General features: G+C 66.5%; 24 protein-coding genes. 4 read left to right on the forward strand and 20 right to left on the reverse strand.

The features are described 5' to 3' along the window. Window positions 1–9: 9 nt before the first annotated feature. The 8 genes from ACIQCN_RS10780 to ACIQCN_RS10815 form a co-directional block, all read right to left on the reverse strand. The gene (locus ACIQCN_RS10780; RefSeq protein WP_400610964.1) at window positions 10–1,239 is read right to left on the reverse strand and encodes a restriction endonuclease; all 1,230 of its coding nucleotides are present in this window, start codon (window positions 1,237–1,239) and stop codon (window positions 10–12) included. A 28-nt stretch (window positions 1,240–1,267) separates the two neighbouring features. Then, entirely contained in the window at window positions 1,268–3,499 is a 2,232-nt protein-coding gene (locus tag ACIQCN_RS10785) for an McrB family protein (RefSeq protein ID WP_400610871.1), read from the reverse strand. A gap of 67 nt (window positions 3,500–3,566) precedes the next feature. After that, complete coding sequence (locus ACIQCN_RS10790) at window positions 3,567–3,800, reverse strand: hypothetical protein (RefSeq protein WP_400608122.1); 234 nt, start codon at window positions 3,798–3,800, stop codon at window positions 3,567–3,569. Window positions 3,801–3,873: 73 nt separating this feature from the next. Beyond that, window positions 3,874–4,290 (reverse strand): acyl-CoA thioesterase, encoded by a 417-nt coding sequence (locus ACIQCN_RS10795; protein WP_400610966.1) that lies wholly within the window; start codon window positions 4,288–4,290, stop codon window positions 3,874–3,876. A gap of 320 nt (window positions 4,291–4,610) precedes the next feature. Continuing rightward, window positions 4,611–6,317 carry a thiamine pyrophosphate-binding protein gene (locus ACIQCN_RS10800; RefSeq protein WP_400610873.1) on the reverse strand — a complete coding sequence of 569 codons (1,707 nt, stop codon included), beginning with the start codon at window positions 6,315–6,317 and terminating at the stop codon, window positions 4,611–4,613. Between the two features lie 5 nt (window positions 6,318–6,322). Next, complete coding sequence (gene speB, locus ACIQCN_RS10805; protein WP_400610875.1) at window positions 6,323–7,387, reverse strand: agmatinase; 1,065 nt, start codon at window positions 7,385–7,387, stop codon at window positions 6,323–6,325. 113 nt (window positions 7,388–7,500) lie between these two features. Further along, window positions 7,501–8,076, reverse strand: a complete 576-nt coding sequence (locus tag ACIQCN_RS10810) for a helix-turn-helix domain-containing protein (RefSeq protein ID WP_400608129.1) — start codon at window positions 8,074–8,076, stop codon at window positions 7,501–7,503. 172 nt (window positions 8,077–8,248) lie between these two features. Continuing rightward, the gene (locus ACIQCN_RS10815; protein WP_400608131.1) at window positions 8,249–8,470 is read right to left on the reverse strand and encodes a hypothetical protein; all 222 of its coding nucleotides are present in this window, start codon (window positions 8,468–8,470) and stop codon (window positions 8,249–8,251) included. A gap of 303 nt (window positions 8,471–8,773) precedes the next feature. On the opposite strand from ACIQCN_RS10815, the gene ACIQCN_RS10820 reads away from it, so the two are divergent. Continuing rightward, window positions 8,774–9,910, forward strand: a complete 1,137-nt coding sequence (locus ACIQCN_RS10820; protein WP_400608279.1) for a VIT1/CCC1 transporter family protein — start codon at window positions 8,774–8,776, stop codon at window positions 9,908–9,910. A 4-nt stretch (window positions 9,911–9,914) separates the two neighbouring features. Next, the gene (locus ACIQCN_RS10825; RefSeq protein WP_400610877.1) at window positions 9,915–10,823 is read left to right on the forward strand and encodes a matrixin family metalloprotease; all 909 of its coding nucleotides are present in this window, start codon (window positions 9,915–9,917) and stop codon (window positions 10,821–10,823) included. Window positions 10,824–10,850: 27 nt separating this feature from the next. Here ACIQCN_RS10825 and ACIQCN_RS10830 read toward each other — a convergent pair whose 3' ends face one another. After that, the gene (locus tag ACIQCN_RS10830) at window positions 10,851–11,984 is read right to left on the reverse strand and encodes an LOG family protein (RefSeq protein ID WP_400610879.1); all 1,134 of its coding nucleotides are present in this window, start codon (window positions 11,982–11,984) and stop codon (window positions 10,851–10,853) included. A gap of 294 nt (window positions 11,985–12,278) precedes the next feature. On the opposite strand from ACIQCN_RS10830, the gene ACIQCN_RS10835 reads away from it, so the two are divergent. Both ACIQCN_RS10835 and iolB read left to right on the forward strand, forming a co-directional pair. Then, the gene (locus ACIQCN_RS10835; protein WP_400608137.1) at window positions 12,279–13,019 is read left to right on the forward strand and encodes a GntR family transcriptional regulator; all 741 of its coding nucleotides are present in this window, start codon (window positions 12,279–12,281) and stop codon (window positions 13,017–13,019) included. Window positions 13,020–13,036: 17 nt separating this feature from the next. After that, on the forward strand, window positions 13,037–13,930 hold the full coding sequence (gene iolB / locus ACIQCN_RS10840) for a 5-deoxy-glucuronate isomerase (protein WP_400608139.1): 894 nt from the start codon (window positions 13,037–13,039) through the stop codon (window positions 13,928–13,930). A 178-nt stretch (window positions 13,931–14,108) separates the two neighbouring features. On the opposite strand, the gene ACIQCN_RS10845 is transcribed toward iolB, so the two are convergent. The 11 genes from ACIQCN_RS10845 to iolC all read right to left on the reverse strand — a co-directional run bounded on the left by ACIQCN_RS10845 (window position 14,109) and on the right by iolC (window position 26,927). Beyond that, complete coding sequence (locus ACIQCN_RS10845; RefSeq protein ID WP_400610881.1) at window positions 14,109–15,152, reverse strand: Gfo/Idh/MocA family oxidoreductase; 1,044 nt, start codon at window positions 15,150–15,152, stop codon at window positions 14,109–14,111. Between the two features lie 79 nt (window positions 15,153–15,231). Further along, window positions 15,232–16,158 (reverse strand): ATP-binding cassette domain-containing protein, encoded by a 927-nt coding sequence (locus ACIQCN_RS10850; RefSeq protein WP_400610968.1) that lies wholly within the window; start codon window positions 16,156–16,158, stop codon window positions 15,232–15,234. A gap of 14 nt (window positions 16,159–16,172) precedes the next feature. Next, entirely contained in the window at window positions 16,173–17,222 is a 1,050-nt protein-coding gene (locus tag ACIQCN_RS10855) for an ABC transporter permease (RefSeq protein WP_400608143.1), read from the reverse strand. Window positions 17,223–17,278: 56 nt separating this feature from the next. Further along, window positions 17,279–18,274 carry a substrate-binding domain-containing protein gene (locus ACIQCN_RS10860; protein WP_400608145.1) on the reverse strand — a complete coding sequence of 332 codons (996 nt, stop codon included), beginning with the start codon at window positions 18,272–18,274 and terminating at the stop codon, window positions 17,279–17,281. A 244-nt stretch (window positions 18,275–18,518) separates the two neighbouring features. Beyond that, a complete protein-coding gene (locus tag ACIQCN_RS10865) occupies window positions 18,519–19,394 on the reverse strand; it encodes a sugar phosphate isomerase/epimerase family protein (protein WP_400610883.1) in 876 nt (291 codons plus the stop codon). Window positions 19,395–19,435: 41 nt separating this feature from the next. Continuing rightward, window positions 19,436–20,449, reverse strand: coding sequence for a Gfo/Idh/MocA family protein (locus ACIQCN_RS10870; RefSeq protein ID WP_400610885.1), 1,014 nt, complete (start codon window positions 20,447–20,449; stop codon window positions 19,436–19,438). 43 nt (window positions 20,450–20,492) lie between these two features. After that, a complete protein-coding gene (locus ACIQCN_RS10875) occupies window positions 20,493–21,404 on the reverse strand; it encodes a sugar phosphate isomerase/epimerase family protein (protein ID WP_400610886.1) in 912 nt (303 codons plus the stop codon). 23 nt (window positions 21,405–21,427) lie between these two features. Next, on the reverse strand, window positions 21,428–22,957 hold the full coding sequence (locus tag ACIQCN_RS10880) for a CoA-acylating methylmalonate-semialdehyde dehydrogenase (protein ID WP_400610888.1): 1,530 nt from the start codon (window positions 22,955–22,957) through the stop codon (window positions 21,428–21,430). Between the two features lie 30 nt (window positions 22,958–22,987). Next, the gene (gene iolD / locus ACIQCN_RS10885) at window positions 22,988–24,937 is read right to left on the reverse strand and encodes a 3D-(3,5/4)-trihydroxycyclohexane-1,2-dione acylhydrolase (decyclizing) (protein ID WP_400610889.1); all 1,950 of its coding nucleotides are present in this window, start codon (window positions 24,935–24,937) and stop codon (window positions 22,988–22,990) included. A 29-nt stretch (window positions 24,938–24,966) separates the two neighbouring features. Then, the gene (locus ACIQCN_RS10890) at window positions 24,967–25,878 is read right to left on the reverse strand and encodes a deoxyribose-phosphate aldolase (protein ID WP_400610970.1); all 912 of its coding nucleotides are present in this window, start codon (window positions 25,876–25,878) and stop codon (window positions 24,967–24,969) included. Between the two features lie 47 nt (window positions 25,879–25,925). Further along, window positions 25,926–26,927: a 5-dehydro-2-deoxygluconokinase gene (gene iolC / locus ACIQCN_RS10895; RefSeq protein WP_400608155.1), complete on the reverse strand. Its 1,002-nt coding sequence runs from the start codon at window positions 26,925–26,927 to the stop codon at window positions 25,926–25,928. Between the last annotated feature and the right edge of the window lie 22 nt (window positions 26,928–26,949).

The raw sequence follows: 26,949 nt of genomic DNA on the forward strand, positions 1-26,949 counted from the left end.
AGCGTCCCCTCACAAGCCAACGTCAGCAGTATAACTGTCACCTGCCCCGCTGCTCCGTGCTTGCCGCACCACTTCGCCCCAGGATTGCTGCGCAAGGTCCGAAATGGCCGCCAGGATTTCCGACGGCGGCCGGGAAAGGTCCAGGGGAAACTCCACAATGTCAATGTCGGTATTGAGGATTCGGCGCAGTTTGACCTCCCCCGCACCGGCATACACCAGCCACGCTGTGGGCACCGCGAGGGCCGTGCAGTGCGCCAGCATCTGGTAATGGTCGGCCGTCAGGGAGGCGCCCGTGTCCGTGGCTGCTTTGTATTTGGCGTTGTACACAACCACCGGCCGACCACCCAGCAGGTGCACCACGTCCGGCCGCACCGAGAGCCGATCGGCGTCCCGCACGGCTTCGCTGAGCAGGGCGTTGTATTTAAGCCGCAGTTCTCCCGGGAACGCGGACATCGCCTCGCGGAGGGCCGCCCCTACGAAGTCCCGGAACACCTCCCCCATGTCCACAACAAAGGAAGCGGTCTGCTGTTTCCCCTCCCCTGACTCGGCAGAGGAATTTCGCAGGATGAGTTCGGCCAGGCGCAGAACCGGGTGGTAACGGAGGTTCATCCGGGTGGGTCTCCACGGCGGCAGTGGGGCGCCGGCGGGGAGGCGCGTGACGGCGTCGAGCTTTCCCTTGAGCTGGCGCAGCCTGCTCAGCACTTCCGGCCGGACCCGCGGCACCTGCCCCATGCGTTCCAGCGCTGCCCGGAGGATGCGGTTCTCCGCGATGTCCTCGGTGAATTCGTCGTACGACACTTCCAGCGGCACCAGCATCCCCGGGCGGCGGGAGATCTGGTCCGAAATCCGGATCCGTCCCTTCACGGTCCGGAGTGATTCATCCACGGTCAGGTAACCCTGCAGCACGCCGCGGCCCAGCGCGCGCTCGGCCAGCTTGGCCAGCGATTCGGCCAGCGCCCCCCACAGGTCACGCTCCTCCACCGCCGCCACGGTGTCGGGCCGGAAGCCCTGGTCGCCGGCATAGCTGAGGAGGAACAGCAGGCGGCTCAGGTCCAGCCGGTCCTTGGGCCGAACATCCAGCTGGACAGTGGGTGTGCGGACCGATCCCACCTTGCCCACCGGTTCGATCCGGTACAGTCCCATCCCCATGGGCGAGGCCTTGGCCAGGCCGCTGGAGTTCAGAAAGGAGGCACTGGCCGGATCCAGCCGCTCCACGATTCCGCGGGAAAGTTCGTCCAGAACCAGGTGCCGGACCGTTCCACCGGGTTTAACCCGTTGCAAGGCGCCCCAGCAGCTGTTCCAGTCCGAATCGCTCCTCCAGCTGCGCCCGGGTCAGCTGGCCGTGATAGTGCTCCTCGAGCAGCGGCATGAGCTCGTACTTCCAGATCCGGCGCAGCCCGGCCGGGGTCTGGGCCGCCGGTTTCATGAAGTAGGACGGGCCGATCATCAGGTCCCGGTCCCACTCGTCGATGGCCGCGTTCAGGGCATCCAGCAGCAGCGCGGGCGTCAGGTCCAGCTTCCGTGCCTGAAGGAACCGGAGCAGTGATCCCTTCACTGGCTCCGTCTGCGGGTGAAGCTCGATAAAGGAGAAGCGGCGGCGGATCGCGGCATCCATCATGGCGATCGACCGGTCGGCCGTGTTCATGGTGCCGATGATGTACAGGTTGTCCGGCAGCGTGAACGGCTCGTTGGGGCTGTACTGCAGGTAGATCCGGTCGTCCCGGTACTCCAGAAGGAAGTACAGCTCGCCAAACACCTTTGCCAGGTTGGCCCGGTTCATCTCGTCGATGATCAGGAAGTACGGCTTGTTCTCGTTCCCCGGCTTGGCAGCTTCCTCGGCCAGGCGGCGCAGCGGCCCTGCCACGAGTTTGAAGGAAACCTGGCCTTCGTCCGTCTTGTCCGGCCGGTAGCCTTCGAAGAAGTCCTCGTAAGCGTAGGACGGGTGGAACTGCACCAGCTTTACCCGCTCATCCGTGGTGTCATTGGCGAGTTCCGCGGCAAGGTGCTTGGCCAGGTACGTCTTTCCGGTGCCGGGCGGGCCATAAAGGACCAGTTGCCGGTTTTCCTCCAGCAGGTCCGCGATCTCCTGGAGGGGCTCAAGCTCCATGTGCAGCGACGCGGCGAACTCAGGCGTCAGCGGGCGAAAACCTTCCTGAACCACCGGGATGAGGCCGGTGGCCTCCACGTCCTCGTCCGGTTCTGCCTCCGCTTCGGCCGGCACCAGGGCCTGCAGCGCCTGCACCACCCGGGTTACGTCCACCACGATTCCGGGCGTCGCCAACTGCCGCTGCACATGGCGGGGCAGGTCCGTGGTGGTGTGCCCTTCATCGAACCAGCGCACCTTCCGGCGCAGCCGCCGGTTGTCGTCGTTGTGCTCCGGCTCGCCGAGCACCACACCCAGCCGCACCGCACCCGAATGCTGGTACAGCACCAGGTCGCCGGGCTTCATCACGGTCAGGAAAGCGAAGACGGCGGTCTTGGTATCTTCGCGCTCCACATAACCCAGGTGCTTATAGTCCTCGTCCACGGCATGCTGCACCAGCCCGGCAGTAACGCCGGGGTCAAGCAGGCGGAGATGTTCGACGTCGAGGGTCACCTTCTCCTCGCCCCGCCAGGCCGTGAGCAGTTCGGTGTTGTCACTGTGCGTGCGAAGCAGCCACGCCCGCCGCCCGGGGTCCCCCACCTTGCGCCACTGGCTCACCAGCTGCCGGGAATACCAGTCGATGCGCTGGCCGGCCTGCTCGTCCAGGTGCCGGCGGATCCGGTGGATGTCCGCGGTGATGTCTTCCTCGGCGTCGCCCTTGGCACCCCCGACCAGGGAGGCGAAGGCATCCCGGATCTCCTGGCGCTCCACGTCAGCCACCACGGGCTCGAAGTAGCTGGGCCAAGTAAGGAACTCGATGCTGCGGCGGATCGCCGGCTGGTCGTCCGGCGTAGCCGCGGCCAGACGGTGGAATGCGAGAGGGTCATGCAGCGCAGCGGCGATGGCCCGCGTGGGCTGCTGGTCCACGTGCTGCACGAACCGGCACAGCCACTTCAGGTGGTCCCAGATGGTCCAGTTGAACTCTGCCGTCCGGTCCCTGATGACGCCGTGGTCCGTCATGCCCTGGTACAGCTCCTCGGGCAGTTCCAGCGGCGGTTCGAGCCAGGACGCGGCCTCCGCCACCCGGGCCCGCTTGACCTTCAGGGACTTCACCTCGTGTGCCAGCGGAAGGGACTGCAGGAAGAGCAGCTCAACGGCCAACTGCTTGGCCTCGCGAGAGGCACCTTCGAGGTTGTGCCGGAGGTTGGTCATCATGGGAGCCTTGGGGTCCGGAGTGCCCCGCTCCAGCCGTTCCAGCAACTCCGCGGCGGCGTCCGCAGTCCAGGTCAGGGTCCGGCCGTCCAGCGCGGAGGGCTTGCCCAGCATCCCCGGGCCCAGCACAAACCATGCCGCGTCCTCAATCTCGCGTGAGATACCTGGGGCACGTGTCATGGCAGCAGTTGAGACGGGGGTCATGTTTCAAATTTACAGGGTCAAACTGGACAGCCGCTCAAAACCGCCGGCAGGAGCCCGGCAGCAGGCCTCAGACGTGCGGAACCGGCCGTTTGCGTCCCAGGACGAAGTAACCCATCGGGCCCACGAAGTTAATGAAGGATGCTGCCCGCCACGCAGCCTTGGGCCCATTGATCAGTTCGGCCGGCCGGCGCGAAATATCCCGCTGGGCCGCCAGCAGCAGCGAAACCTGCGCAATGCCCACCAGGATGAACCCGGCGCGCGCCGAGGGCGACATTTCTTTCCAGGTCTTCTTCTGTGCCATGTCGGGACTCCTTCATTCTCGGGTGATGCCTATTGTCCGACACCAGGTGACTCCCGCACAGTGCCTTCCGCCTCTAATGGGTGAAGGGTGCCAGCCGTTCCTTCTGCTCCGGCGTGAGCCGCTGGACCCGGCCGGTGGCTTCATCCACGAAAGCCAGGTGGCTGCTGGCTTTGACGCATTCCTCACCCGTGACGGGATCGTTGATGAGGTAGTGGATGTCGAAGCTTGCCCCCTTCACGGCGCCGATCCACACCTCCACCACGGCGGGGATGTTGCGGTATTCCAGGGTGCGGACATAGCGGATCTTGTGGTCCACCACCAGCGCCATGGTCCCCTGCGGGACGTCGTTGAACAGGGAGACCTGCGGTTCCACGCCGGGGAGTCCTGCGCCTCGCGGGGGCCCGAAGGCACCAATCCGTGCCTCTTCCAGCATGCGGACAATCTGCACGTTATTGATGTGGCCATAGGCGTCCATGTCACCCCACCGCATGGGAACCAGCACCTCGATCCGCCGGGGACCGGAACTCAGCCGGGTCTTTGGGCCTACCCGCGCCTGCGCACCCGCCTGCGCACCGCCGTCGGGCGATTGGTAGCCGGTCTCCCCCAGGGGCCCGTCCTGCTTCACGCTGCTGCCGTTGTCCATGAGCAGAATCGTATCGGCTCGCGGATGGCGCCGGGCGCGGAGCAGATCCCGTCCCCATGTCGGCGGCCAGCGCAGGAATGGCTCCTCAAATTCTTTGCCATAAGCAACTACGGATGCAAAGGACCCCGGCTCCTTTTGGGAGCCGGGGTCCGCGGTGATGCTGCAGGTTAGTCGCCCAGGTGGGTGGGGGCGAACATTTTCAGGAGCGTTTCAACCACGACGACGTTGGGTCCGTCTGCGGCGAATCCCGCCTTCAGCGCGTCCCCGACGTCCTCCGGCGCTACCCGGGTTGCCGGGACGCCGAACGATTCAGCAAGCTTGACGAAGTCCGGGCGAGCCAGCTCGGTGGCGGTAGCCTTGCCGAACGCACCCATCATGTACTCGCGCAGGATTCCGTAACCGCCGTCGTCCACGATCAGCCAGGTGACCGGAATGTTGTGCTGCCGGGCCGTTGCCAGTTCGGAAATGGAGTACATGGACGAACCGTCGCCGGAGACCGCCAGCACGCGGCCGGGCTTGCCCACGGTTTCCAGTCCGACGGCTGCGCCGATCGCCGCCGGGAACCCGAAGCCCAGGCCGCCCGCGCCCTGCGCCGAGTGGAATTCGCCCTCGCGGGCGTCCCAGCAGCTCCAGCCCCAGTAGGCGGCGATGGTCATGTCCCAGAAGGTCTGCATGTCCGCGGGAACGGCCTCGCGGATGTCCGCCATGAACTTCAGCTCCTTAGCGAGATCCTGCCCTTCAAGACGGCCGCGGACGCTCGCCAGCGAGTCCTTCACCAGCTGTTCCGGGGAAGCGCCGTGCCAGTCCGGCTGCGCGTTGCGGTCCCTCCGCAGCGCCTCATCGAGGGCAACGTCCAAGGCGGCGAGCGCCTGCCCGGCGTCGGCACGGATACCCAGGCCCGGCCGGTTGGACTCGAGGACCCGGGGCTCGGCGTCGATCTGGATGATTCGGCCGCGCGGCTCGAACGTGAAGTAGTTGGAGGTCACCTCGCCCAGGGACGAACCGATCACCATCAGGACGTCAGCGTCCTCCAGCAGGTCCGTCATGTAGCGGTCCTCGATCCAGGACTGCAGGGACAGTTCATGGTTCCACGGGAAAGCCCCGTTGCCGCCGGGCGTGCAGATCACCGGTGCCCGAAGCTTTTCGGCAATGGACAGCAGGGACTTTTCGCCCCGGCCACGGCGCGTGCCGCCGCCGGCGATGATGGCCGGCCGCTTGGCTGCCGATAGCCACTTCACGGCTTCGCGCACCAACTCCACCCGGGGCGGGTTGTCCGCGGCTTCCGCGAGCGCATCCTCCACCGGCGGCACCATGATGGGATCCAGCAGCACGTTCTGCGGTATTTCGATCCACACCGGGCCCTGCGGGGACGAGATGGCTTCCGTCCAGGCGTCCTGGATGGCGGAGGGAATGCCGGAGGCGTGCTGGATCAGCCGCTGGCTCTTGGTGACGTTGGCGGCGGAAGCCTTCTGGTCATCGAGCTGGTGGAGCATGCCCTTGCGCCGCGCGCCGAGCCCCTCCAGCGGGATTTGGCTGGCCACCACCACCATGGGCACCCCGGTGGCGTACGCTTCCTGCAGCCCGGCCAGGGATGTCAGCGCGCCCGGGCCGGTGGAGAGGAACAGCACGCCCACCTCGCCGGTGGCGCGGGAGTAGCCGTCGGCGGCGAAGGCGCTGTTGTTCTCAACCCGTGACGAGACGAACTGGAGATTCCCGCGGCCCATGGCGTCGAACAGGCCGAGCGCGTGCTGGCCGGGAATGCCGAAGACTGTCTTGGCACCCAGGGCTTCCAGGGTTTCGACGACGAGGTCCCCGCCGTTGCGGACATCGGTACCCTTCGTGGGGGCTGCAGTGCCGGGATCGAAATCGATCATAGTGACTACTCCTTGATTCCAGCGGCGAATCCGGCAGGCTGCCGGACTTCCTGGCCGAGGGCCTGGGCGGCGTACCCGTTGGCTGCCCCGAAACGGTCGCCTTGTACTGCGTTGTCGGCCATGAGCGTGACGAGTTCGTAGGCCACGTGGCTGGCTGCGACGCCGGTGATTTCCGCGTGGTCGTAGGCCGGTGCCACCTCCACCACGTCCGCGCCCACCAGGTTCATGCCGCGGAAGCCACGGATGATTTCCAGCAGTTCGCGGCTGGTGATGCCGCCGGCCTCGGGGGTTCCGGTGCCGGGTGCGTGGGCAGGATCCAGGACGTCGATGTCCACGGAGATGTACAGCGGACGGTTGCCGATGCGGTCCCGGACCTTGGCCACGGTTTCAAGGACGCCCTGGTAGTACACGTCCGCGGAGGTAACGATGCCGAATCCAAAGCGGTGGTCGTCATCGAGGTCCTTTTTGCCGTAAAGCGGGCCGCGGGTGCCGATGTGGCTGATGGCCTCCGTGTCCAGGATGCCTTCCTCCACCGCGCGGCGGAAAGGTGTGCCGTGGGTGTACTCGGCGCCGAAGTAGGTGTCCCAGGTGTCCAGGTGGGCGTCGAAGTGCAGCATGGCGACCGGTCCGCCCGCGCGCTCGGCGGCTGCGCGGAGCAGAGGCAGGGCGATGGTGTGGTCGCCGCCCAGGGTGACCAGCCTGCTGCCACCGGCCGTGAGATCCAGGGCGTTCTGCTGGATGGTCTCGATGGCTTCATTGATGTTGAACGGGTTGACGGCCATGTCCCCCGCGTCCGCCACCTGGACGTTCTCGAACGGACTGACATCCCAGGCCGGGTTGTAGGGCCGCAGAAGACGGCTGGCCTCGCGGACATGGTTGGCGCCAAAGCGGGCGCCGGGCCGGTAGGAGACGCCGGAGTCGAACGGGACACCCACAACGGTGACGTCCGCTTTGGCCACCTGGTCGAGGCGTGGCAGCCGGGCGTAGGTCGCTGCACCGGCATACCGGGGAATCCGTGATGAATCAATGGGGCCAAGGTTGCCGTTGGCTTCGATGCGGAGCTCTTCCACTGAAGGCCTCTCTGCGGAGTGGATGTGGTGTGATAGCCATCATACACCCTTGTTTTCCTCTGGGCACCAATTGTTTACCAAAACCCGTCCCGTCGGCTCTAACCGTGTCGGGTTTAGCGGCTGGCGGCGGGCACCAGAACCCAGAGCACCTCCACGGGCTGGCCCGTGGGGTTGATCCAGGTGTGCGGTTCCCGGCCCGGGAAGGTGACGGTATCGCCGGCACTGAGGTCGAATTCCTCGTTGGTGAGGATCAGCCGGAACTCGCCTTTGATCACGTGCAGCACGTCAACGTCGCAGTCCACGGCGTACAGCTCGGACTCGCCCCGGCCGTGCGGCTCGATGACCGCCTGGATGATCTGCACCCGCCGCTCGGAACGCGCGGTCAGCAGGCGCTCCACGATGCCGTGGCCGCCCAGCGAAATCCGCGGGCCGTGGTTGCGCTTGGTGAGATGGGTCTCAGGGGCGGCAAACAGTTCGCCGATGGAGATGGACAGCACCTGGCACAGTGTCACCAACGAGGCCACCGACGGCGAGGTCAGGTCGCGCTCCACCCGGCTAAGGAATCCCTTGGTCAGCCCGGTGGCGTCCGCAACCTGTTCAATGGTGAGCCGTTGCGACTGCCGGGCGGCGCGGATCCGGGAGCCGATGGCCACCGGAATATTGCTCGGCTCAACTGGCAGTGCCTTCATCTACGAACCTTTCATCGCCGGCTGACCGGGCCGCTCTGGAGCAATACTAATGGGCCGGCCGCCGCTGTGACGCGATCGTGGCGGACTCCCCCGCCGCGGCGGCTGGTTCATGACGCACGACGGCGGCACCTCCTTCCGCGCTCAGCGCAGGGAGGTGCCGCCGTCGTCCGTCCTATTCGGTCTCGCGCTCCCCGTCATCCAGCGGGACCACCCGGTCCTCGGCATCGACCACGACAGGCGGCGCCTGGACTACGGGTTCTTCCTCGTCCAGGAACTCGTCCTCGGTGTCCCACTCGTCCTGGTCGACCGGTGCGTCCTCGGCGTAGTCGTACGCCGGATCCGCTTCTACGGCGTCCAGGTGCGGCATGTCCGGGTGCTGTCCGGTGGTGCTCATCTTCCTACCTCCGATGGTTCGCCTGACGTGCTTTTTACGGTGGGGCGCGGACGCGCCACACTTTCATCTCAACACCGGGCCGCAGGCGGGTCAAGAGCGGCCGGCGGGGGCACCCGGACGCCCCGGCGCACCGTTCCAGGTTGAGGTTTACCGAAACCGCCCACGCAGGTTTACCGGCCAAAAATCCGCGGAAATCCGCAGTAAGCTGGCACTGCAACGGGGCCGAAACCATGCCCTTCCAGTCCAGGAGCTCCCGTGTCCAACCCTGCAGAACCGTTCCGCCCGGCAGATCCGGACCACTTCCTGGCCGGCGGACCCCGGGGCGTCCAAAGCCCGGGCGAAGACGCGGAAGCGCAGCGGCAGCCTTCCTCCGCGGATATCCGGCGCTGGCGCCAGTACCTTGCGGACGAACGCGCCGAAGCCGCCGTCTACCGCGACCTCGCACAGAGCCGCCATGGCGAAGAGCGGGCAATCCTGCTGGCATTGGCGGAGGCGGAAGGCCGGCACGAGGCGCACTGGCTGGCACTGCTCGGGCAGCACGCGGGAAAACCCCGCCGCGCCTCCGTCCGCAGCCGGCTGCTGGGCTTCCTGGCCCGGAACTTCGGCTCTGTGTTCGTCCTGGCGCTGGCCCAGCGCGCCGAGGGCCGCTCGCCCTATGCCAAGGATCCGAATGCCACCGACGCCATGGCGGCCGATGAGCAGATCCACGAGGAAGTGGTCCGCGGCCTTGCCACCCGGGGCAGGAACCGTCTGGCCGGAACCTTCCGGGCCGCCGTCTTTGGCGCCAACGACGGCCTGGTCAGCAACCTGTCCCTGGTGATGGGCATGGCCGCCTCCGGCGTGGCCAGCAGCGTGGTCCTGCTCAGCGGCATTGCGGGCCTCCTGGCCGGCGCCATGTCCATGGGCGCCGGCGAGTTCATCTCCGTCCGGTCCCAGCGGGAACTGCTGGCGGCCACCCGGCCGACGCAGATCACCCTGGCCGCCGCACCCAAGCTGGACCTGGAGCACAACGAACTGCTCCTGGTGTACCTTGCCCGCGGAATGACCCAGGAGGCGGCCCGGCACCGCGTGGCCGAACGCATGGGCCTCCTCTCCTGCGACTGCGACCCCAGCCTGTCGCTCCAGCCGGAACTTCCCGACTCCGGGGACCAGCACGAGGCCGTAGGAACCGCATGGGGGGCGGCGCTGTCCAGCTTTGGTTTCTTCGCCTCCGGCGCGATCATTCCGGTGCTCCCGTTCCTGTTCGGAATGACCGGAATGGCTGCGCTGGTGACGGCCGGGGTGCTGGTGGGCATTGCCCTGCTGGCAACGGGCGGCACGGTGGGTCTGCTCTCCGGCACTTCGCCGCTGACCCGCGGCCTGCGGCAGCTGGGCATCGGACTGGGCGCTGCCCTGGTCACCTACCTGCTGGGCCTGGCTTTCGGCACGGTTGTGGGCTAGGCGCTTGGAGCTTAACGAGACCCGGACACCGCGGCATGTCGATGCCAACGCGCGTAAGCGCAGTTCCGCGACGGCGGTACGGATCCTCCTGGCCGGACTCCTGTGTGCAGCAGCGGCCTTCGGCGGCGCCGCAGCCCTGGACGATCCCCGCATCCACGAACTCCTGGACATCAGGATCGGCACCGCACCAAGGGCCGTGGGGGTTGCCGGGAACGACGGCGCCCAGCCGGCCAGCGTGGCACCGGAAACGCCCCCGCCCGGTTTCGAGGAGGCTGACGAGCCCCTCTCCACCCCGGCCCGGCCGGCCGTCGCCAGCGATTCCTACCGCTTCCTGGCGGTCAACGGCGACGGCAGCCCCGTGGGCTACTCCCCCTGCCGGCCGCTTCATTATGTGGTCAACGCCGCACTGGCCCCGGCGGGTGCGGAACACCTCGTCCCGGACGCCATCAGCGCCATCTCGGCCGCCACCGGCATCACGTTCGTCTACGACGGCACCACCGCCGAGCAGCCTTCCGCGCAGCGCCCCCCGTACCAGCCCGAAGCTTACGGCGAGCGCTGGGCACCCCTCCTGATTTCCTGGACCACCCCGGAAGCGGCCCCGCAGCTGAAGGGCAAGGTCATCGGCACCGGCGGCAGCACGCATTTCGGGTACGACGGCGGACCCAAGACTTTCGTGACCGGCGGCCTGGACCTCGACGCCCCGCAGATCGCCAACGAGCTGCAGCACCCGGACGGGCCGATGTACGCCACGGCGGTAATCCTCCACGAGTTGAGCCACGTGATGGGCCTTGACCATGTGGAGGACCACACCCAGCTGATGTACCCGGAGATCGGGCTGCCGGAAGGTCTCTCCGACGGCGACCTCAACGGGCTGTTCCAGCTCAGCAAGGTCCCCTGCCGCAAGGACCTCTAGCCGCAAGCCGGCCAGCTGCCCAGCTGCTCAGCTCCCCAGGACCTCCACGGCCTCCTCGACCGTGTCCACCAGGAAGATGCTCCCGGCCATGGCGCGCCCCTCCGCCAGGCTGCGGAGCATGGGCCACGCCGGGTACCGGTTTTCCCAGTGGTCCCGTCCCACCAGGACCATGGGCGTGATTTTTTCGCGGGCGCCGTAATAGTTTTCGCAGGCGTCCTGGAAGATTTCCTGGACGGTTCCGGCCGCGCCGGGCAGGAAGACGATGCCGCCGCGGCACAGCTCCAGCAGGATGGCCTCGCGGATGGCGTTGGCAAAGTACTTGGCGATGTGGCTGGCAAAGTAGTTGGGCGGCTCGTGCCCATAGAACCAGGTGGGGATCCCCAGCGACGGGGTGCCTGCCGGGTGGCGTTCGACGACGGCAGCCGCCGCGCGCGCCCACGCCGACACCGAGGGACGGAACCCCGGGACGGCGGCCAGGGTCTCCAGCGCGGCCTGGACGTCGCCGTCGGACGCCGCGCTGAGGTAGGCACCCAGGTTGGCCGCCTCCATGGCTCCCGGCCCGCCGCCGGTGGCCACGAGGCGCCCGGACTGTGCGACGAGCCGGCCCAGCCTCGCCGCCTGGGCGAAATCCGCGCTGCCGCGCTGCGCCGCGTGGCCGCCCATCACGCCCACTATCTGGAGGCCGGACCACTCGCCGGTTCCGGTCAGTTCATCCAGGGCATCGCCGATGGCGTGGTCGTGGAGGGCGGAGGCGAGAGTCGCGTCGACGCGGTGGCGCTGGCCCGGCCGAATGCTCCACTGGTAGATGCGCGCATCGGGCAACTCCTCATAGGGGGCGTCCGCCAGGCCGGCGTACAGTTCCTGCGGGCTGTAGAGGGCGGCGCGGTACGGGTTGAAGGGCACGCCGTCCAGGCGGGGAAAGATCAGGGCGCCGCGGCGGCGCAGGGAGTCCTCCATCCCGTCGTCGAACGTGCAGCCCAGGAAGATGGCGCCCTCAACCTGCAGCCGCTCCAGGTCCGCGGACCTGCCGCGGAGGTCCAGCGACTGCGCATGCCAGCCATGCATGTCCACGGACCCTGCCGCCACCATGCGGTCAAAGCTCGCCAGGTCCTCAACCTCAAGGCTGTGGGGGTGGGGGCCGAGGCTTCCCGAGAGGTTCATGGGCGCCGCCTTCTGCTGGTCATTTTCCCAGCGTAGGCCACCCGCCCACGTAACGCCGGGTCATATCCTGCGCTCCGGAGGCCCGGAACCGGGCAGCGTCTGGCCCTGCGTTGCGGTGAGGGAGCGGCCCCGGCCCCGGCGCAGACCAAGGCTCCCCTCATGCCCTTGACCGGCCGCGTCGGACTGCTACGATCTAGTACAAACGTATGTCCTATCAAGAGAACATATGGCGGCAAAGCAGCCAGGTGCCCGACCGGGTCCAGCGGCAGCCGCAACCTAGAACAGGAAAAGAACGTGGCGAACAACCTGGGTCTCAGCATCGACCGCTCCTCCCCCGTACCCCTTTACCACCAGGTGGTGCAGGGTATCGAGGCGGCCATCTACAGCGGAGTACTGGAGCCGGGCAGCAGGCTGGACAACGAGATCGACCTTGCCGCCCAGCTGAACCTCTCCCGGCCCACCATGCGCAAGGCCATGGACGAGCTGGTACGGTCCGGACTGCTGGTCCGCAAGCGCGGTGTGGGCACGCAGGTAGTCTCCAGCCAGGTCCGCCGCCCGCTGGAACTGTCCAGCCTCTTTGACGACCTCACCAACAACGGCAAGAAGCCCACCACCGAGGTCCTCAGCTTCGCCCACGTGGAAGCGGACGAGGCCACCCTGGCCACCCTCCAGCTGCCCGCCGGCTCCAAGGTGTACCACTTCACCCGGCTCCGCAAGGTGGGCGGCACGCCGCTGGCGCTCATGGAGAACTGGGTGCGCGATGACATCGCAGAGATGGACGAGGCCATGCTGGTCGCCGAAGGGCTCTACTCCATCCTCCGCCGCGGCGGCGTCAACTTCCGCCTGGCCAACCAGCGGATCGGCGCCATGATCGCCAACGACTACCAGGCACCCCTCCTGGACGCAGCCCCGGGCTCCGCCCTGGTCACCATGGAACGCACGGCCGTGGACGACACCGGCCGGCGCGTGGAGACCGGCCACCACGTTTACCGCGCGGACTCCTACAGCTTTGAAATGACACTCGTACAGCGATAACGCAAAGGAACTTCTTCATGACCAATTGGGTCTACCCGCTGGGAACCGCCGCCGAGGGTGCATGGGACGTCTCAATCGGCACCTCCGACTCCGCCCTCGCCGTGGACGGGTGGGCACACACCGGACTGAAGGTGGCCACCTTGGCCGCGGGCGACGCCGTCGAACTCCCTGCCGCCGATGAGGAACGCATTGTGGTGCCGCTCAACGGGGCATTCACCGTCACGGTCGACGGCACGGACTACGCACTGGGCGGGCGCCCGTCCGTTTTTGCCGGCCCCAGCGACGTCCTGTACTCCGGCGCCGGGCGCGAGGTCGCCATCAGCTCGTCCGACGGCGGCCGCGTCGCCGTCGCCACGGCGCCCGCCCGGGCGTCGTACCCCACCCGCCTGGTCAGCGCTGCCGAAACGCCGGTGGAGCTGCGCGGGGCGGGAAACTGCTCCCGCCAGGTGCACAATTTCGGCACTCCCGCGGCTCTGGAAGCCGACCGCTTCATCGTCTGTGAAGTCCTGACCCCGGCCGGCAACTGGTCCTCCTACCCGCCGCACAAGCATGACGAGGAAAAGGACGGCGAGACCCAGCTCGAGGAGATCTACTACTTCGAAACGCAGGTCGCCGCCGGCTCCGGGGCGCCGGCTGACGCGGATGCGATCGGCTACCAGCGCGTTTACGCCTCGGACGAGCGGCCCATCGACGTGGCCGCGGAGGTCCGCACGGGTGATGTTGTCCTGGTCCCGTACGGCTGGCATGGTCCGGCGATGGCCGCTCCCGGCTACGACATGTACTACCTCAACGTGATGGCCGGGCCGGGTCCCGTGCGCGAATGGCTGATCAGCGACGACCCCCACCACGGCTGGGTCCGGCAGGGCTGGGAGGCCCAGGACATCGACCCCCGGCTGCCGTTCGGAGCCTGAGGCCGGCCGCGGCCCGCAACTGGCATCGTTGGCTTCCGTGAGGACCTCCTCCCGCACCGCCGCCTTGGACGACGTGGCGCGGCAGGCCATACCGGCCCCCGGATGAGGCGGAGGGCGCGCTGCGGGGCGACGGCGGACCAGCCCGCCGTCGCCGAAAAGCTCGAGCCGGCGCCGCAGGTCAGGAGCTCAACTGCCCCGCCCCGGACCTGACCGCTACCGGCCCGCCAGTGGCCAGGGACTCCTGCGCCGCGTCGGCCACGCGCGAGGCGGCGACCGCGTCCTCGGGGGTGCACGGGTTTTCCCGCAGCCCCAGGACCAGTTCCACAAAGGCCCGCAGTTCTGAGCGGTAGGCCTGGTCGAAACGCTCGGCGAAGGTCCGGTGCGGGGTGCCGCCCGGGAAAGTGACGCCGGCTTCGGCCGAGCGCAGGGCTGCCTTCCCGTCCAGCCCCACCATCAGCGATCCTTGAGAGCCCTGGATCTCAAGCCGCACGTCGTGCCCCGCCCCGTTGTAGCGGCTTGCAGAGACGCTGCCTACCGTGCCGTCGTCGAACGCCACCACGGCGAGCGCCGTATCCACGTCTCCCGCTGCACCTATGGCGGGGTCGCCGTTGTTTGAGCCGGTGGCGTAGACGGAGACAATCTCGCGCCCGGTCAGCCAGCGGAGGATGTCGAAGTCGTGCACCGAGCAGTCGCGGAACAGCCCGCCGGAGGTGGCGATGAATTCCACCGGCGGCGGGGCCATGTCGCAGGTGACGGCCCGGAGGGAGTGGATCCAGCCGAGTTCACCGGCCTGGAAGGCGCGCCGCGCTTCCAGGTAGCCGGCGTCGAAACGGCGCTGGTGACCGATCTGCACCACGCCGTTCCGGGCACGGATGTAATCCAGCACGGGCAGGGACTCGTCCACGTTCATGGCGACGGGCTTTTCGCAGAACACCGGGATCCCGGCATCCACGCCGGCGCGGATCAGGTCCGGATGCGTCGCGGTCCCGGTGGCGATCACCAGCCCGTCGATGCCGGATCCGATCAGCTTCTCCACGGTGGGCAGGAACTCCGCCCCCAGTCCGGCCGCGACGGAACGGGCGTGCTCCTGCGCGACGTCGGTGATCCGGAGCCGGACGTTGATCTCCGCCGGGTTCAGTTCGGTGTTCAGGGCTGCGATGTTGTTGGCGTGCATGACGCCGATGCGCCCTACGCCGACCAGTCCGAGGACCACGTCTTTCATGCTTGTTCCTCCGTTGCAGGGATGGTTGGTGGGGCCAGGGGTTTTCGCAGCCCCTGCCGCAGCCTGTTGCCTGCCGGTGCTAGGCGTGCCGCGCGTGGCTGCCGTTCGAGGCTTCCGCTGTCTCGGCAACCTCGGCCTGTACTTCCTTGACGATGTCGCCATGGCCGCCCAGCTGCTCCAGTTCGTGGGCCAGTTCGGCGAGTTCGGCGCCGCCGGCCATTTGGGCCGTGAGCTCGTCCAGGGTGATGTCCTTCTTGTCGTAGTAACCGATCGACTTGCCGCGCTTGAGCAGGAGGAACCGATCACCGACAGGGAAAGCGTGGTGCGGGTTGTGGGTAATGAAGATGACCCCAAGGCCGCGGTCCCGTGCCTGCAGGATGTAGCGCAAAACCACACCCGACTGCTTCACGCCGAGCGCCGCCGTCGGCTCGTCCAGGATCAGGACCTTGGCGCCGAAATACACAGCCCGGGCAATGGCCACGCACTGGCGCTCGCCGCCGGAGAGCTGGCCGATGGGCTGTTCCACATCGCGCAGGTCGATGCCCATGTCCGCGAGCTCTTTCTTGGTGATGTCCTTCATCCTTTGGACATCGAGGCTCTTGAACGGGCCGAACCCGGTGGTGAGCTCCGAGCCGAGGAAGAAGTTCCGCCAGACCGGCATCAGCGGGACTACCGCAAGGTCCTGGTAGACCGTTGCGATGCCGACGTCGAGGGCATCGCGGGGGGAACCGAACTTTCGCTCCTCACCCATGATGTTCAGCGTGCCTTCATCGTGCTGGTGCAGGCCCGCGATGATCTTGATCAGGGTGGACTTGCCTGCCCCGTTGTCACCGAGCACGCAGGTGACGCGGCCATTATCCACGGCCATGGTGACATCCCGCAGGGCCACGATGTTGCCGTAGTGCTTGCCGACGTTGTCGAGGGAAAGCAGGTGCACGGGCGTGTGCGTGAGCGGATCTTTTTCGTTTTGAAGCAGCGTCTGCTGGTTGATCTCTTGCGCGTTCATGATCTCCATGCCCCTTACTTCAGTTCCGCACGGCGTTTGACGATGAGGTTGACGATGGTGGCCAGCAACAGCATGAGGCCAAGGAAGAACTTGAACCAGTCGGGGTTCCACTGTGCGTAGACGATGCCCTTGTTGGCCATGCCGAAGATGAAGGCACCGATCGCACCGCCGACGGCTGAACCGTAGCCACCGGTGAGGAGGCAGCCGCCGATAACCGCGGCGATGATGTAGAGGAACTCATTGCCCACGCCCTCCCCGGACTGCACCGCGTCGAAGGCGAAAAGGTTGTGCATGCCCAGGATCCAGCCACAGAAGCCCACGGCCATGAACAGCCCGATTTTGGTCGCCTTCACCGGAACTCCCACGGCGCGGGCCGCGTTCGCGTCACCACCCACGGCGAATATCCAGTTGCCCACCTTCGTGCGCAGCAGCACCCAGGAGGCCACAGCAACCAAGGCGATCCAGATGAAGACCGTGTTGTTGACGTCCACCCCGGCGATGTTTACCGAGGAGGCAAAAATGGCACGCGCGGCCTGGTAGCCGTCCATGTCGGATATGGACGGGGAGGACACTCCGCCGCCAATCATGCGGGTCAGGCCGAGGTTCAGGCCCGTCAGCATCAGGAACGTTGCGAGCGTGACGATGAAGCTGGGCAGCTTCGTCTTCATCAGAATCCAGCCATTGATGTACCCGATGCCGAGCGAGACCACGAGGGCGAGGGTCACGCCGACCCACACGTTCATGCTGAAGTACCAGCTGAACATCGAAGCCGTGAGGGCGGAACTGATGACTGCGACGCCGGTGGAGAGGTCGAACTCGCCGCCGATCATCAGCAGGGACACGCCCACTGCCATGATTCCGATGGTGGAACTGCCGTACAGCACGGTGGCGAAGGCATTCGGCTGGATGAACGTCTGCGATACCGAGGCGAAGAAGACGAAGAGGACGATTGCGCCCACCAGGGCGCCAACTTCCGGGCGACCGAGCAGCTTCTGCAGAGGGTTTCGTTTAGCAACGCGCTCATCTGCCACTGCTGGTTTTGTGATCGTTGAGGTCATGGTCATGATGGTTCTCCTTGCTTCCGGGGCCCGGCGTCAGCCTGCCCCCGGCTAGCGGGCTGTTAGCGGACGCCGTCCTTGGCGAACTTGAGAACGTCGGCGGCTGCAGCCTTGTCGACGATGGACGGGCCGGTCAGTACGGGCTGCCCGCCGCCGATTTTGAAGCCCCCGCGCTTAGCCTGCCACAGGGCGTCGATTGAGCCGTAGCCCTGCAGCCACGGCTGCTGGTCAACCGTAAAGATCACTTCTCCGTCGGCAATCTTCTGGGCGAGTTCGGGGTTCATGTCGAACGAAGCGACCTTGGCTTTGCTGCCGGCGCCGGCCACCGCCTTCAGGATGGTCAATGTATACGGCGCTCCCAAGCCAATGATGGCATCAGCATCAGCCGTGGCCTGGAGCTTGGCGGTCACGGTGGAGGAAACCTGGGCCATGTCAGTTCCGGGAACGTAAAGGATCTCCGTTCCGGCCACCTTTTCCTTGACCCCTGCGCACCGGGCTTCCAGACCCACGTGGCCCTGCTCCTGGATTACACAGATGGGGTGCTTCAGGCCCAGTTCGCTGAGTTTGGTTCCAACTGCGGCACCAGCGAGCTTTTCGTTGGACCCGAAGTGGGTGAAAGCGCCCAGTTGGGCAGAGACCGATTCGCCGGCATTGAGGCTGACTACAGGGATGCCGGCTTCCGCGGCCTTCTTGAGGGAGTCCTTCAGTGCATCCGGCTTAGCCAGCGTCACCGCAATGCCGTCCACCTTCTGGTCAATGGCCTGCTGGATAAGTTGTGCCTGGCGTCCGCCTTCGGGGTCCGAGGTGTAGAGCAGTTCCACGTTATCCTTTGCGGCGGCCTCTTCGGCCCCCTTGCGGACGATGTCCCAGAAGGTGTCTCCGGGAGCAGCGTGGGTGATGAGGGCGACCTTCATGCGTTCCGTTGCAGCGACCTGGCCGCCTCCGGCTGCGCCGCCGGCCTCCTCGGTCCTGCCTCCGGTGCTTGAGCAGGCGCTGAGCGCCATCATGGGCACGACGGTTGCCACCACGGCCGCCTTCCGCCAGGAAAACTTCTTCACGATCTATCTCCTTTGATCCGGACTGAACGGCGCCTCATTACGCCTATTCATTTTGCCTTCCCCACGATCATGAGTGACCCGCCTCACCAATGTCAATAGTTTGTACTGACATTAGGATGTTATGACGTTGGCAACGGATACAGGGCCGGCCAGTGGGGCTCGAACGACGGCGGGGCCCTCAGCCAGTGGCTGGGGCCCCGCTGCGCGGCGTACCGTCGACACACGCCGCCAAGGCGGCAGCTGCCTACTCCATGACCTTCTGCACGTACTGCTTCATCGTCTCCAGCTGGTAGCGGGAGATCTCCCGGGCGTTCTCGTCCTCGGCAAAGACGCTGGAAACCATTACCGTGTCATCCCGGTCCAGGAATCCAATCTCCTTCAATCCGCCGAAGAATTCATCCCAGTTCACGTCGCCGTCGCCGATCTTCAGGTGCTGGTGGACGCGCACGGGGTTGCCCGGAGGGTTGGTGATGTAGCGCAGGCCGTGCGAGGCGTGGTGGTTCATGGTGTCCGCCACATGGACCAGGCGGAGCTTGTCCCCCGCTGCCCGCATGATGTCCAGCGGCGCGTTCTGCATGTGGAAGCTGTGCGAGGCCACATAGACCAGGCCCACATTCTTCGAGTTCAGGCCGCGAATCACACGAATGGCAGCCAGCCCCTCCTCCACGAAGTCATCCGGGTGCGGATCGATCAGCAGGTCGATCCCTTCCCGTTCAATGATGGGCAGCAGCTCCTCCATGGAGCGGTAGAACGCGCGTTCAGACTCTTCAGCCTTTTCCGGCCGGCCGCTGAACTCTGTGTTCATCGTCTTCACGCCCAGGTCCACGGTGATCTGAATAGCGCGTTTCCAATACCGAACGGCGGCCTCGCGGGCGTCCTCGTCCGGCCCGGACCAGCGCAGCACCGGAAGCACGGAGGCAATCTCGATCCCCGCTTCCCGGCACGCTTTGTTCAGCTTGCCCACCAGTTCGTCATCTGCCTTGGGGTGGTTGTAGAACGGGATGAAGTCCGCGTGCGGGGTCATCTGCATGTACTTATAGCCGAGGTCCGCCACAACCTTCGGGAACTCCAACAGGCTGTGCGAGTGGTGGAACGGCGTGGGGTCAAGGGCGATTTTCACGTGAACACTCCATAGAAGATCAGTCAGCCCGAACCGGCGCGCTAGTTGTAGAGGTCCGGCTTGGCGGCCAGCTTCACGGCCACCTTTTCGCCGTTCTTCTGCGCTTCGACGCCTGCCTCGCAACACGCGGCGGTGGCGTACCCGTCCCAGGCGGAGGGGCCGCCTATTTCGCCCTTAAGTGCCGCGTCCACCCATGACTGGATTTCGACGTCGTACGCAGCGCCAAAGCGCTCTTCGAACCCGGGCGTGACCTTGCCGCCCCAGCGGCCGGCGCTGCGGGTGTAAGGGCCCTTGTCGCCGCCGATGCTGACGATGCCGTCCTCGAAGGATGCCTGCGTGGCCACCTCGTAGCCGTACTTGGCATTGACGAAGATTTCGACGTCGGCCAGGACGCCGGACTCGGTCTCGATCAGGACATGCTGGGGGTCGTGCTGGCCATTGGGCGCGTTCCTGGTGGGCTTGCCCAGGCGGACCTGGACGCTGGTGATTTCCTCGCCGGTGAAGAACCGGACCGCGTCGAACTCGTGCACCACGGAGTCATTGATGAGCATCTCGTTGGTGAAACCCTCGGGCGTGGTGGGGTTGCGGTGCTGGTGGTGCAGCATGAGCAGCTCGCCCAGTTCGTTGTCCCGGATGATCGAGCCCAGCGCTGCGTATTCGGCGTCGAACCGGCGCATGAAGCCTACCTGGATGCGCTTGCGGCCCAGTTCCACCTCGGCTTCGACGATCCGCCAGGAGGATTCGGCGTCGGGGGTCAGCGGCTTCTCGCAGAGGATGGGGATGTCCTTGGCGATTGCCTTGAGCAGGATGTCCTCGTGCAGGAAGCCGGGAGTGGCGATCAGGACGGCATTGACGTCGCCGTTGTTGAGCGCTTCCTCGGCGTCGGCCAGTGCCACCGCGCCCGGGATGCCTTCGATAGCGGCCTGGGCGCGGGCCAGGTCAACGTCCACGACGGCGGCCACTTCGGCTCCGTGGATGCGCGTGTTCAGGCGCTGGATGTGGTCGGCGCCCATGCGGCCGGCGCCGATGACGGCCACGCGGAGGGTTTCAGTCATGTTCTGTCCTTTTGGTCTGTAAGGGGTAGTTGTCAGCGTGCCGTCAGTTGACGGCGGTGCGGGAGCCGCAGGACAGCAGGTAGTTGCGGGTCCGCTTGGCGATGGGCATGGGCACATCGAAGGCCACCGGGTACATGTCCTGTTCCACGATGCCGAAGATCGGCCTGTCCAGGGCCTCCACTGCTTCGATGACGGCGCGCAGGTCCGGCAGGCCATTCGGCGGTTCGGTCATGACCCCGGCCAGGTTGGCGGCGGCCCAGGTCATGTTTTCCTCGTTGACCTTCCTGAGGATGTCCGGGTTGACCTGCTTCAGGTGCAGGTAGCCGATGCGGTCCGGGTAATTCTTAATCAGCTCCAGGCTGGAAGCCCCGCAGTATTCGGCGTGGCCGGTGTCCAGGCAGAGGTTCAGGTACTTCGGGTCCGTTGCACCGAGGAGCGTTTCGATGTCCTTCTGGGCGCCGACGTGGGAGTCAGCGTGCGAGTGGAACTGCTGCTGCAGGCCGAAATCCTCGAGCAGGGTCTTGCCCAACCGGTTGTGGCCGGCGAACAGGTCATCCCAGGCTCGGGGGCTCAGCGTCCCGCTCTCCACGGCCTCGCCCGTAACGTCGTCCCGCCACATGGCGGGGATGACCACAATGTGTTCGCCGCCCATTGCTGCAGTGAGTTCGGCAACCTTGCGTGCGGGCTCCCACGCCGTTTCCCACTGGTCCAGGCCGCGGTGGAAGGCGGTGAAGACAGTGCCGGCAGTGACCTTGAGGTCGCGCTGCTTCAGTTCCTCGGCCAGGCGGGCCGGGTCCGTGGGGAGGTAGCCGTACGGGCCCAGTTCGATCCACTTGTAACCGGACTCGGCCACTTCGTCCAGGAAGCGCTCCCAGGGGGTCTGCTTGGGATCGTCCGCGAACCAGACGCCCCAGGAGTCCGGAGCGGTGCCGATGATCAGCTTGTTCTCAGTCATGACAGCGTTGTCTCTCTCTGGTGTCAGTTGGACGGGAAGTTGTAGGAAGCGCCGGAGGCGTGGTGGGTCTCGGGCCAGCGTGAGGTGATGACCTTGCCGCGCGTGTAGAAGGAGACGCCTTCGGGCCCGTAGATGTGCTTGTCGCCGAAGAGCGAGGCCTTCCAGCCGCCGAAGGAGTGGTGCGCCACGGGGACGGGCAGGGGCACGTTGATGCCGATCATGCCCACGGTGACGGAGCGCTGGAACTTCCGGGCCGCGGCGCCCGAGGAGGTGAAGATGGCGGTGCCGTTCCCGTAAGGGTTGGCGTTGATGAGCCGGATGCCGTCTTCGAGGGTGTCCACCCGGACCACCACAAGGACGGGGCCAAAGATCTCTTCCTGGTAGGCGGTCATTTCCGTCTTGACGTGGTCGATCACGGTGGGCCCGACCCAGAAACCGTCCTCGTGGCCCGGGACCACCAGGTCGCGGCCGTCAACCACCATCGCGGCGCCGGCTTCTTCGGCTTCGGTGACAATCCGGACGATTCGTTCCTTGGAGGCGGGGGTGATGACCGGGCCCATTTCGGCGTCCGGTGCGGTGCCGTTGTTGACCTTCACGGCACGGGCGCGGTCCTGGACCTTGCCCACCAGGGCGTCGGCGGCGTCACCGACGGCGACGGCGACGGAGATGGCCATGCAGCGTTCGCCGGCGGAGCCGAACGCGGCGGCGGCGAGGTGGTCGGCGGCGTTGTCCAGGTCGGCGTCCGGCAGGATGATGGCGTGGTTCTTCGCCCCGCCCAGGGCCTGGACACGCTTGCCGTGCTTCGTGGCGGTCTCGTGGACGTACTGGGCGATCGGGGTGGAGCCAACAAAGCTGATGCCGTCCACGTCCGGGTGGGTCAGCAGCCCGTCGACGGTTTCCTTGTCGCCGTGCAGGACCTGGAACACACCGTCCGGCAGGCCGGCATCCTTCCAGAGCTTGGCCAGCAGCAGCGAGGCCGAGGGGTCCCGCTCGGAGGGCTTGAGGATGAAGGCGTTGCCGGTGGCGATCGCCATCGGCGCCATCCACAGCGGCACCATCACGGGGAAATTGAACGGGGTGATGCCTGCGACGACGCCGAGCGGTTCGCGGAACGAGAACACGTCGATGCCGGTGGACACCTGGTCCGAGTAGTCCCCCTTGAGCAGCGTGGGGATGCCGCAGGCGTACTCGATGACCTCCAGGCCGCGGCCGATTTCGCCCTTGGCATCGGAGATGACCTTGCCGTGCTCGGCGGTGACCAGCTGCGCAAGCTCTTCGACGTGCGCGGCGACGAGCTCGCGGAACTTGAACAGCACTGCGGTGCGCTTGGCCAGCGATACGTCCCCCCAGCTGTCGGCGGCCTTGCGGGCGGCCGCGACGGTGGCGTCCAGGTCCGCCCCGTTCGCCAGCCGCAGCGTGGCGGACACGGCCCCGGTGGCCGGGTTGTAGACGTTCGTGGTGCGGTCACCTTCGCCGGCCGTTTCGGCGCCGTTGATGAAGTGGTTGATGACAGTGGTCTGTGTATCGGTGGCCTGGGTGATGGTGGCAGTCATGGGACTCTTCCTTGAGTGGTGGAAAGGGGGTCAGCCGAGCAGTTTGCGCTGGCGGGACTTGTGGTCGGTATAGGTCTGGTAGGCCTGCTTGGTCGAGTCCAGCTCGGAGACTTCGGAAACCGGCACGTCCCACCAGGACTCGGAGCTTGGCGCGTCCAGGAGGGGATCGGATTCGACGTGGATCAGGATCGGACCGCCCCGTTCGGGTGCCGCCTTGGCGTCGCGGATGGCCTGCTCGAGCTCGGCGATGACCTTCTCCCCCGGTTCGATCCGGATGACCTTCACGCCCAGGGACTCTGCGTTGAGGGCCAGGTCCACGGGGAGGGTTTCGCCCTCGTCGAAGCTGTGCTGTTCCTCGTTCAGGGCCCGGTACCGGGTCCCGAAGCGCTGCGAGCCGAGGGATTCGGAGAGGGACCCGATGGAGGCGTAGCCGTGGTTCTGGATCAGCACGACGATCAGTTTGATGCGTTCGGCGACGGCGGTGACCAGTTCGGTGTGCATCATCAGGTAGGAGCCATCGCCCACCATCACGACGACGTCGCGCGCCTCTGCGCGTTCCCCGCCTGCCGCCGTCGTGCTTGCCGCTTCGGCCAGCGCCGCGCGCTTGACACCCAGGCCGCCGGGAATTTCGTAGCCCATGCAGGAATAGGCGTATTCGACGTGGTAACCGAACGGGTCGCGGACCCGCCACATCTTGTGCAGGTCGCCGGGGAGCGATCCCGCGGCGCAGATCACTACGTCCCGGGCGTCCATGGCCCGGGAAGTGGCGCCGATAATCTCGTTCTGCGCCGGCAGCGGCGTGTAGCGGGTGTCGAACGCCTCGTCCACGGTGGCGTCCCAGCGCTGCTTCTCCGCCGCGACCTTCTGTTCCAGGTCGGCGCCAACCCGGTACCCGCCCAAGGCGGCGTTGAGCTTAACCAGGGTTTTCCGGGCGTCGGCCACGATGGGCAGGGAGGTGCCGTGCTTGTACGCGTCGATCGGGGCCACGTTGATGTTGATGAACTTCACTTCGGGGTTCTGGAACGCGGTCCGCGAAGCGGTGGTGAAGTCCTCGTAGCGCGTGCCGATCCCTATGATCAGGTCCGCCTCAGCAGCAATGGCGTTCGCCGCCGTCGTACCCGTCGAACCGATGGCGCCCAGGGAGAACTTGTGGTCCCACGGCAGCACACCGACGCCTGCCTGCGTGTTGCCCACCGGGATGCCGGTCAGTTCCACGAGCTTGGCGAGTTCGTCGTTGGCGTAGGCGTAGAGGACACCGCCGCCGGCGATGATCAGCGGCCGCTTGGCGGCACGGATGGCCGCGGCGGCGCGGGCGATATCGGCATCATCCGCTTCGGGGCGGCGGATCCGCCACTCCCGCTCGGCCAGGAATTCCTCGGGGACGTCGAAAGCCTCGGCCTGGACGTCCTGCGGCAGCGAGATGGTCACGGCACCGGTTTCGGCGGGGTCGGTCAGGACACGCAGGCCGTGGTGGAACGCGGAGAACAGCTGCTCGGGGCGGGAGACGCGGTCGAAGAACTTGGACAGCGGCCGGAATGCATCGTTGACGGTGAGGTCGTAGGCGTAGGGCTGTTCCAGCTGCTGCAGCACGGGATCCGCCGCGCGCGTAGCGAAGGTGTCCGAGGGCAGGAGCAACACCGGCAGGCGGTTGGTGGTGGCCAGCGCGGCACCGGTCAGCAGGTTGGAGGAGCCCGGGCCGATCGAGGTGCTGACCGCAAAAGTCTGGCGGCGGCGGGTGTGCCGGGCATAGCCTACGGCCTGGTGCACCTGGGCCTGCTCGTTGCGGCCCTGGTAGTACGGCATAATCGTCGGATCAATTTGCTGGTACTGCTTCAGGGCCTGGCCCACACCGGCCACGTTGCCGTGCCCGAAGATGCCGAACGTTCCCGGGATCAGCCGCTCACGGTATTCAACGCCGTTGACCGAGTCCACGGTGTACTGCTTGGAAAGGTATTCGACGACGGCCTGGGCCACCGTCATTCTGCGGGTTCCTGTTGTTGTGACCATGGCTAGTTCTCCGGTGTTTCTGAGGTGTGGTGCAGCAGCGAGGCAGCCGTGGCGACGGCGGCGGCGACGTCCCCGTCCTGGGGGTAGAGCAAGGTGCGTCCAACAGTCAGGCCCTGGACACCCGGCAGCGCCAGGGCAGCCTGCCAGCTGGCGAAGACCTCGTCCTGGGTTCCTTGCGGGTCACCGCCCAGGAGCACGGTGGGCATGGTGGTGGCGGCCATGACACGTTCCATGTCCGCGACCACCGGCAGCTTCATCCACGTGTAGGCGCTGGTGGAACCGAGACCTTCGGCAATGGCGATGGATTTGATGACCGCATTGGTGGACAGGTCGTTGCGGACGCGGCCGTTTTCCCTGACCGACAGGAAGGGCTCCACCATGGCGATTAGCTTACGCTCGGCCAGGGAGTCGATGGCCTTGGCCGTAGCCTCCAGGGTCACCACGGTGTCCGGATCGCCCAGGCAGATCCGGGTCAGCATCTTCCCGCCGTCAGCACCGAGCGCCTCCAGTGCCGCGGCGGTGTGGCCGGTGAACCGGTCATCGAACTCGTTGACCAGCCCGGAAAGCCCGCCACGGTTCATCGACCCAAAGACCAGCTTGCCATCCAGCGCGCCCAGCAGCAGCAGGTCGTCCATGACATCCGGGGAGGCCAGCACACCGTCCACGGCGGGATTGGCCAGCGCGATCTGCAGCCGGTCCAGCAGCTGGCGGCGGTCCGCCATCGCTACCGGATCATTCCCTACCGCGAGGGCACCGCGGGCGGGATGGTCGGCGGCGACAATGAAGTTCTGCCTGCCGGACTTCAGGCCGGGGTGGCGGCGGCGGGACTTCGCTGCCCGTGCCACGGCCTCCGGGTCTTCCAGGCGGATGGTGCTCAGGTGCTCGTAGCGGCGGGGATCGTCATCCACGTCCATCCCGACGCTGCCGGCGGCAGCCTCGGGGCCGCTGGAGATATTGATGGTCACAGTGCTGCTCCTTCGGTGGCAAGCTGCGGAACGGGACGGCCGCGTTCGGCCAGCAGTGAAGTGACCTCTGCGGGGGTGGGCATCGCGTCTGCGCAGGAGAGGCGGGAGGCGACGATCGCCCCGGCGGCGTTGGCGTAATCCAGCACCTGGGCCAGCGGCCAGCCGGACAACAGCCCGTGGCAGAAAGCGCCGCCGAACGAGTCCCCGGCGCCCAGGCCGTTCACGGTTTCCACCGGGACCGGCGCGGATACCACGCGTTCCGTGCGGGTTTTGGCCATCACGCCTTCAGCGCCAAGCTTGACGACGGCGATCTCCACTCCCGCGGCCAGCAGGCGGTCCGCCTGCTCATCCGGGGTTCCCTCGCCTACGGCGACGGCGCATTCCTTGTCATTGCCGATCGCGACAGTCACATGGGGCAGGATCTTTGCCACCTGGGCGCGTGCTTCCTCTTCCGAAGCCCAGAACATAGGCCTATAGTCCAGGTCGAGCACGGTGAACTGGCCGTCAGCCAGGCCGGTGCGCGGCCGGGCCTCGTGAGCGGCAAGATGCGCGCTGCGGCTGGGCTCCTGGCACAGGCCGGTGACGGTGGACCAGAAGATTCCTGCGTTCCGGATGGCGTCCAGGTCCAGCTCTTCGGCGCTGATTTGGAGGTCCGGGGCCGTGGGAAAGCGTCCATAGAAGTAGAGCGGGAATTCGTCCGTTGCCGGCTTGATCGCGCAGAACGTGACGGCTGTGGGGTATTGCCGTACGGCGGTCACGAAGGAGTCGTCCACGTTGAATTTGCGCAGTTCCCGGTGGAGGTACTTGCCGAAGGCATCATCCCCGGTGCGGGTGATGACGCCTGCGCGCCGGCCGTGCCGGGCTGCGGCCACCGCCACGTTGGACGGGGAACCGCCGAGGTATTTCCCGAAGGACGTGACATCCTCCAGGTCCACCCCGATATCGTTCGGGTAGATATCAACGCTGATGCGCCCGATCGTAAGAAGCTCGTGGGTCACGGTGATCGTGGACCTTTCTGGT

It is taken from the genome of Pseudarthrobacter sp. NPDC092424, assembly GCF_044754925.1.
GTDB lineage: Bacteria > Actinomycetota > Actinomycetes > Actinomycetales > Micrococcaceae > Arthrobacter.

Excerpts from the sequence above, each read along its gene's own strand:
- ACIQCN_RS10790 (WP_400608122.1), bottom strand. The coding sequence starts at position 3,800 with ATGGCACAGAAGAAGACCTGGAAAGAAATGTCGCCCTCGGCGCGCGCC.
- ACIQCN_RS10845 (WP_400610881.1), bottom strand. The coding sequence starts at position 15,152 with ATGAAAGACGTGGTCCTCGGACTGGTCGGCGTAGGGCGCATCGGCGTC.
- ACIQCN_RS10890 (WP_400610970.1), bottom strand. The coding sequence starts at position 25,878 with ATGGACGTGGATGACGATCCCCGCCGCTACGAGCACCTGAGCACCATC.
- ACIQCN_RS10855 (WP_400608143.1), bottom strand. The coding sequence starts at position 17,222 with ATGACCATGACCTCAACGATCACAAAACCAGCAGTGGCAGATGAGCGC.
- ACIQCN_RS10830 (WP_400610879.1), bottom strand. The coding sequence starts at position 11,984 with ATGAACCTCTCGGGAAGCCTCGGCCCCCACCCCCACAGCCTTGAGGTT.
- ACIQCN_RS10795 (WP_400610966.1), bottom strand. The coding sequence starts at position 4,290 with ATGCGGTGGGGTGACATGGACGCCTATGGCCACATCAATAACGTGCAG.
- ACIQCN_RS10785 (WP_400610871.1), bottom strand. The coding sequence starts at position 3,499 with ATGACCCCCGTCTCAACTGCTGCCATGACACGTGCCCCAGGTATCTCA.
- ACIQCN_RS10880 (WP_400610888.1), bottom strand. The coding sequence starts at position 22,957 with ATGACTGCCACCATCACCCAGGCCACCGATACACAGACCACTGTCATC.
- iolD (WP_400610889.1), bottom strand. The coding sequence starts at position 24,937 with ATGACGGTGGCCCAGGCCGTCGTCGAATACCTTTCCAAGCAGTACACC.
- ACIQCN_RS10870 (WP_400610885.1), bottom strand. The coding sequence starts at position 20,449 with ATGACTGAAACCCTCCGCGTGGCCGTCATCGGCGCCGGCCGCATGGGC.
- ACIQCN_RS10875 (WP_400610886.1), bottom strand. The coding sequence starts at position 21,404 with ATGACTGAGAACAAGCTGATCATCGGCACCGCTCCGGACTCCTGGGGC.
- ACIQCN_RS10810 (WP_400608129.1), bottom strand. The coding sequence starts at position 8,076 with ATGAAGGCACTGCCAGTTGAGCCGAGCAATATTCCGGTGGCCATCGGC.
- ACIQCN_RS10850 (WP_400610968.1), bottom strand. The coding sequence starts at position 16,158 with ATGAACGCGCAAGAGATCAACCAGCAGACGCTGCTTCAAAACGAAAAA.
- ACIQCN_RS10815 (WP_400608131.1), bottom strand. The coding sequence starts at position 8,470 with ATGAGCACCACCGGACAGCACCCGGACATGCCGCACCTGGACGCCGTA.
- ACIQCN_RS10800 (WP_400610873.1), bottom strand. The coding sequence starts at position 6,317 with ATGATCGATTTCGATCCCGGCACTGCAGCCCCCACGAAGGGTACCGAT.
- iolB (WP_400608139.1), top strand. The coding sequence starts at position 13,037 with ATGACCAATTGGGTCTACCCGCTGGGAACCGCCGCCGAGGGTGCATGG.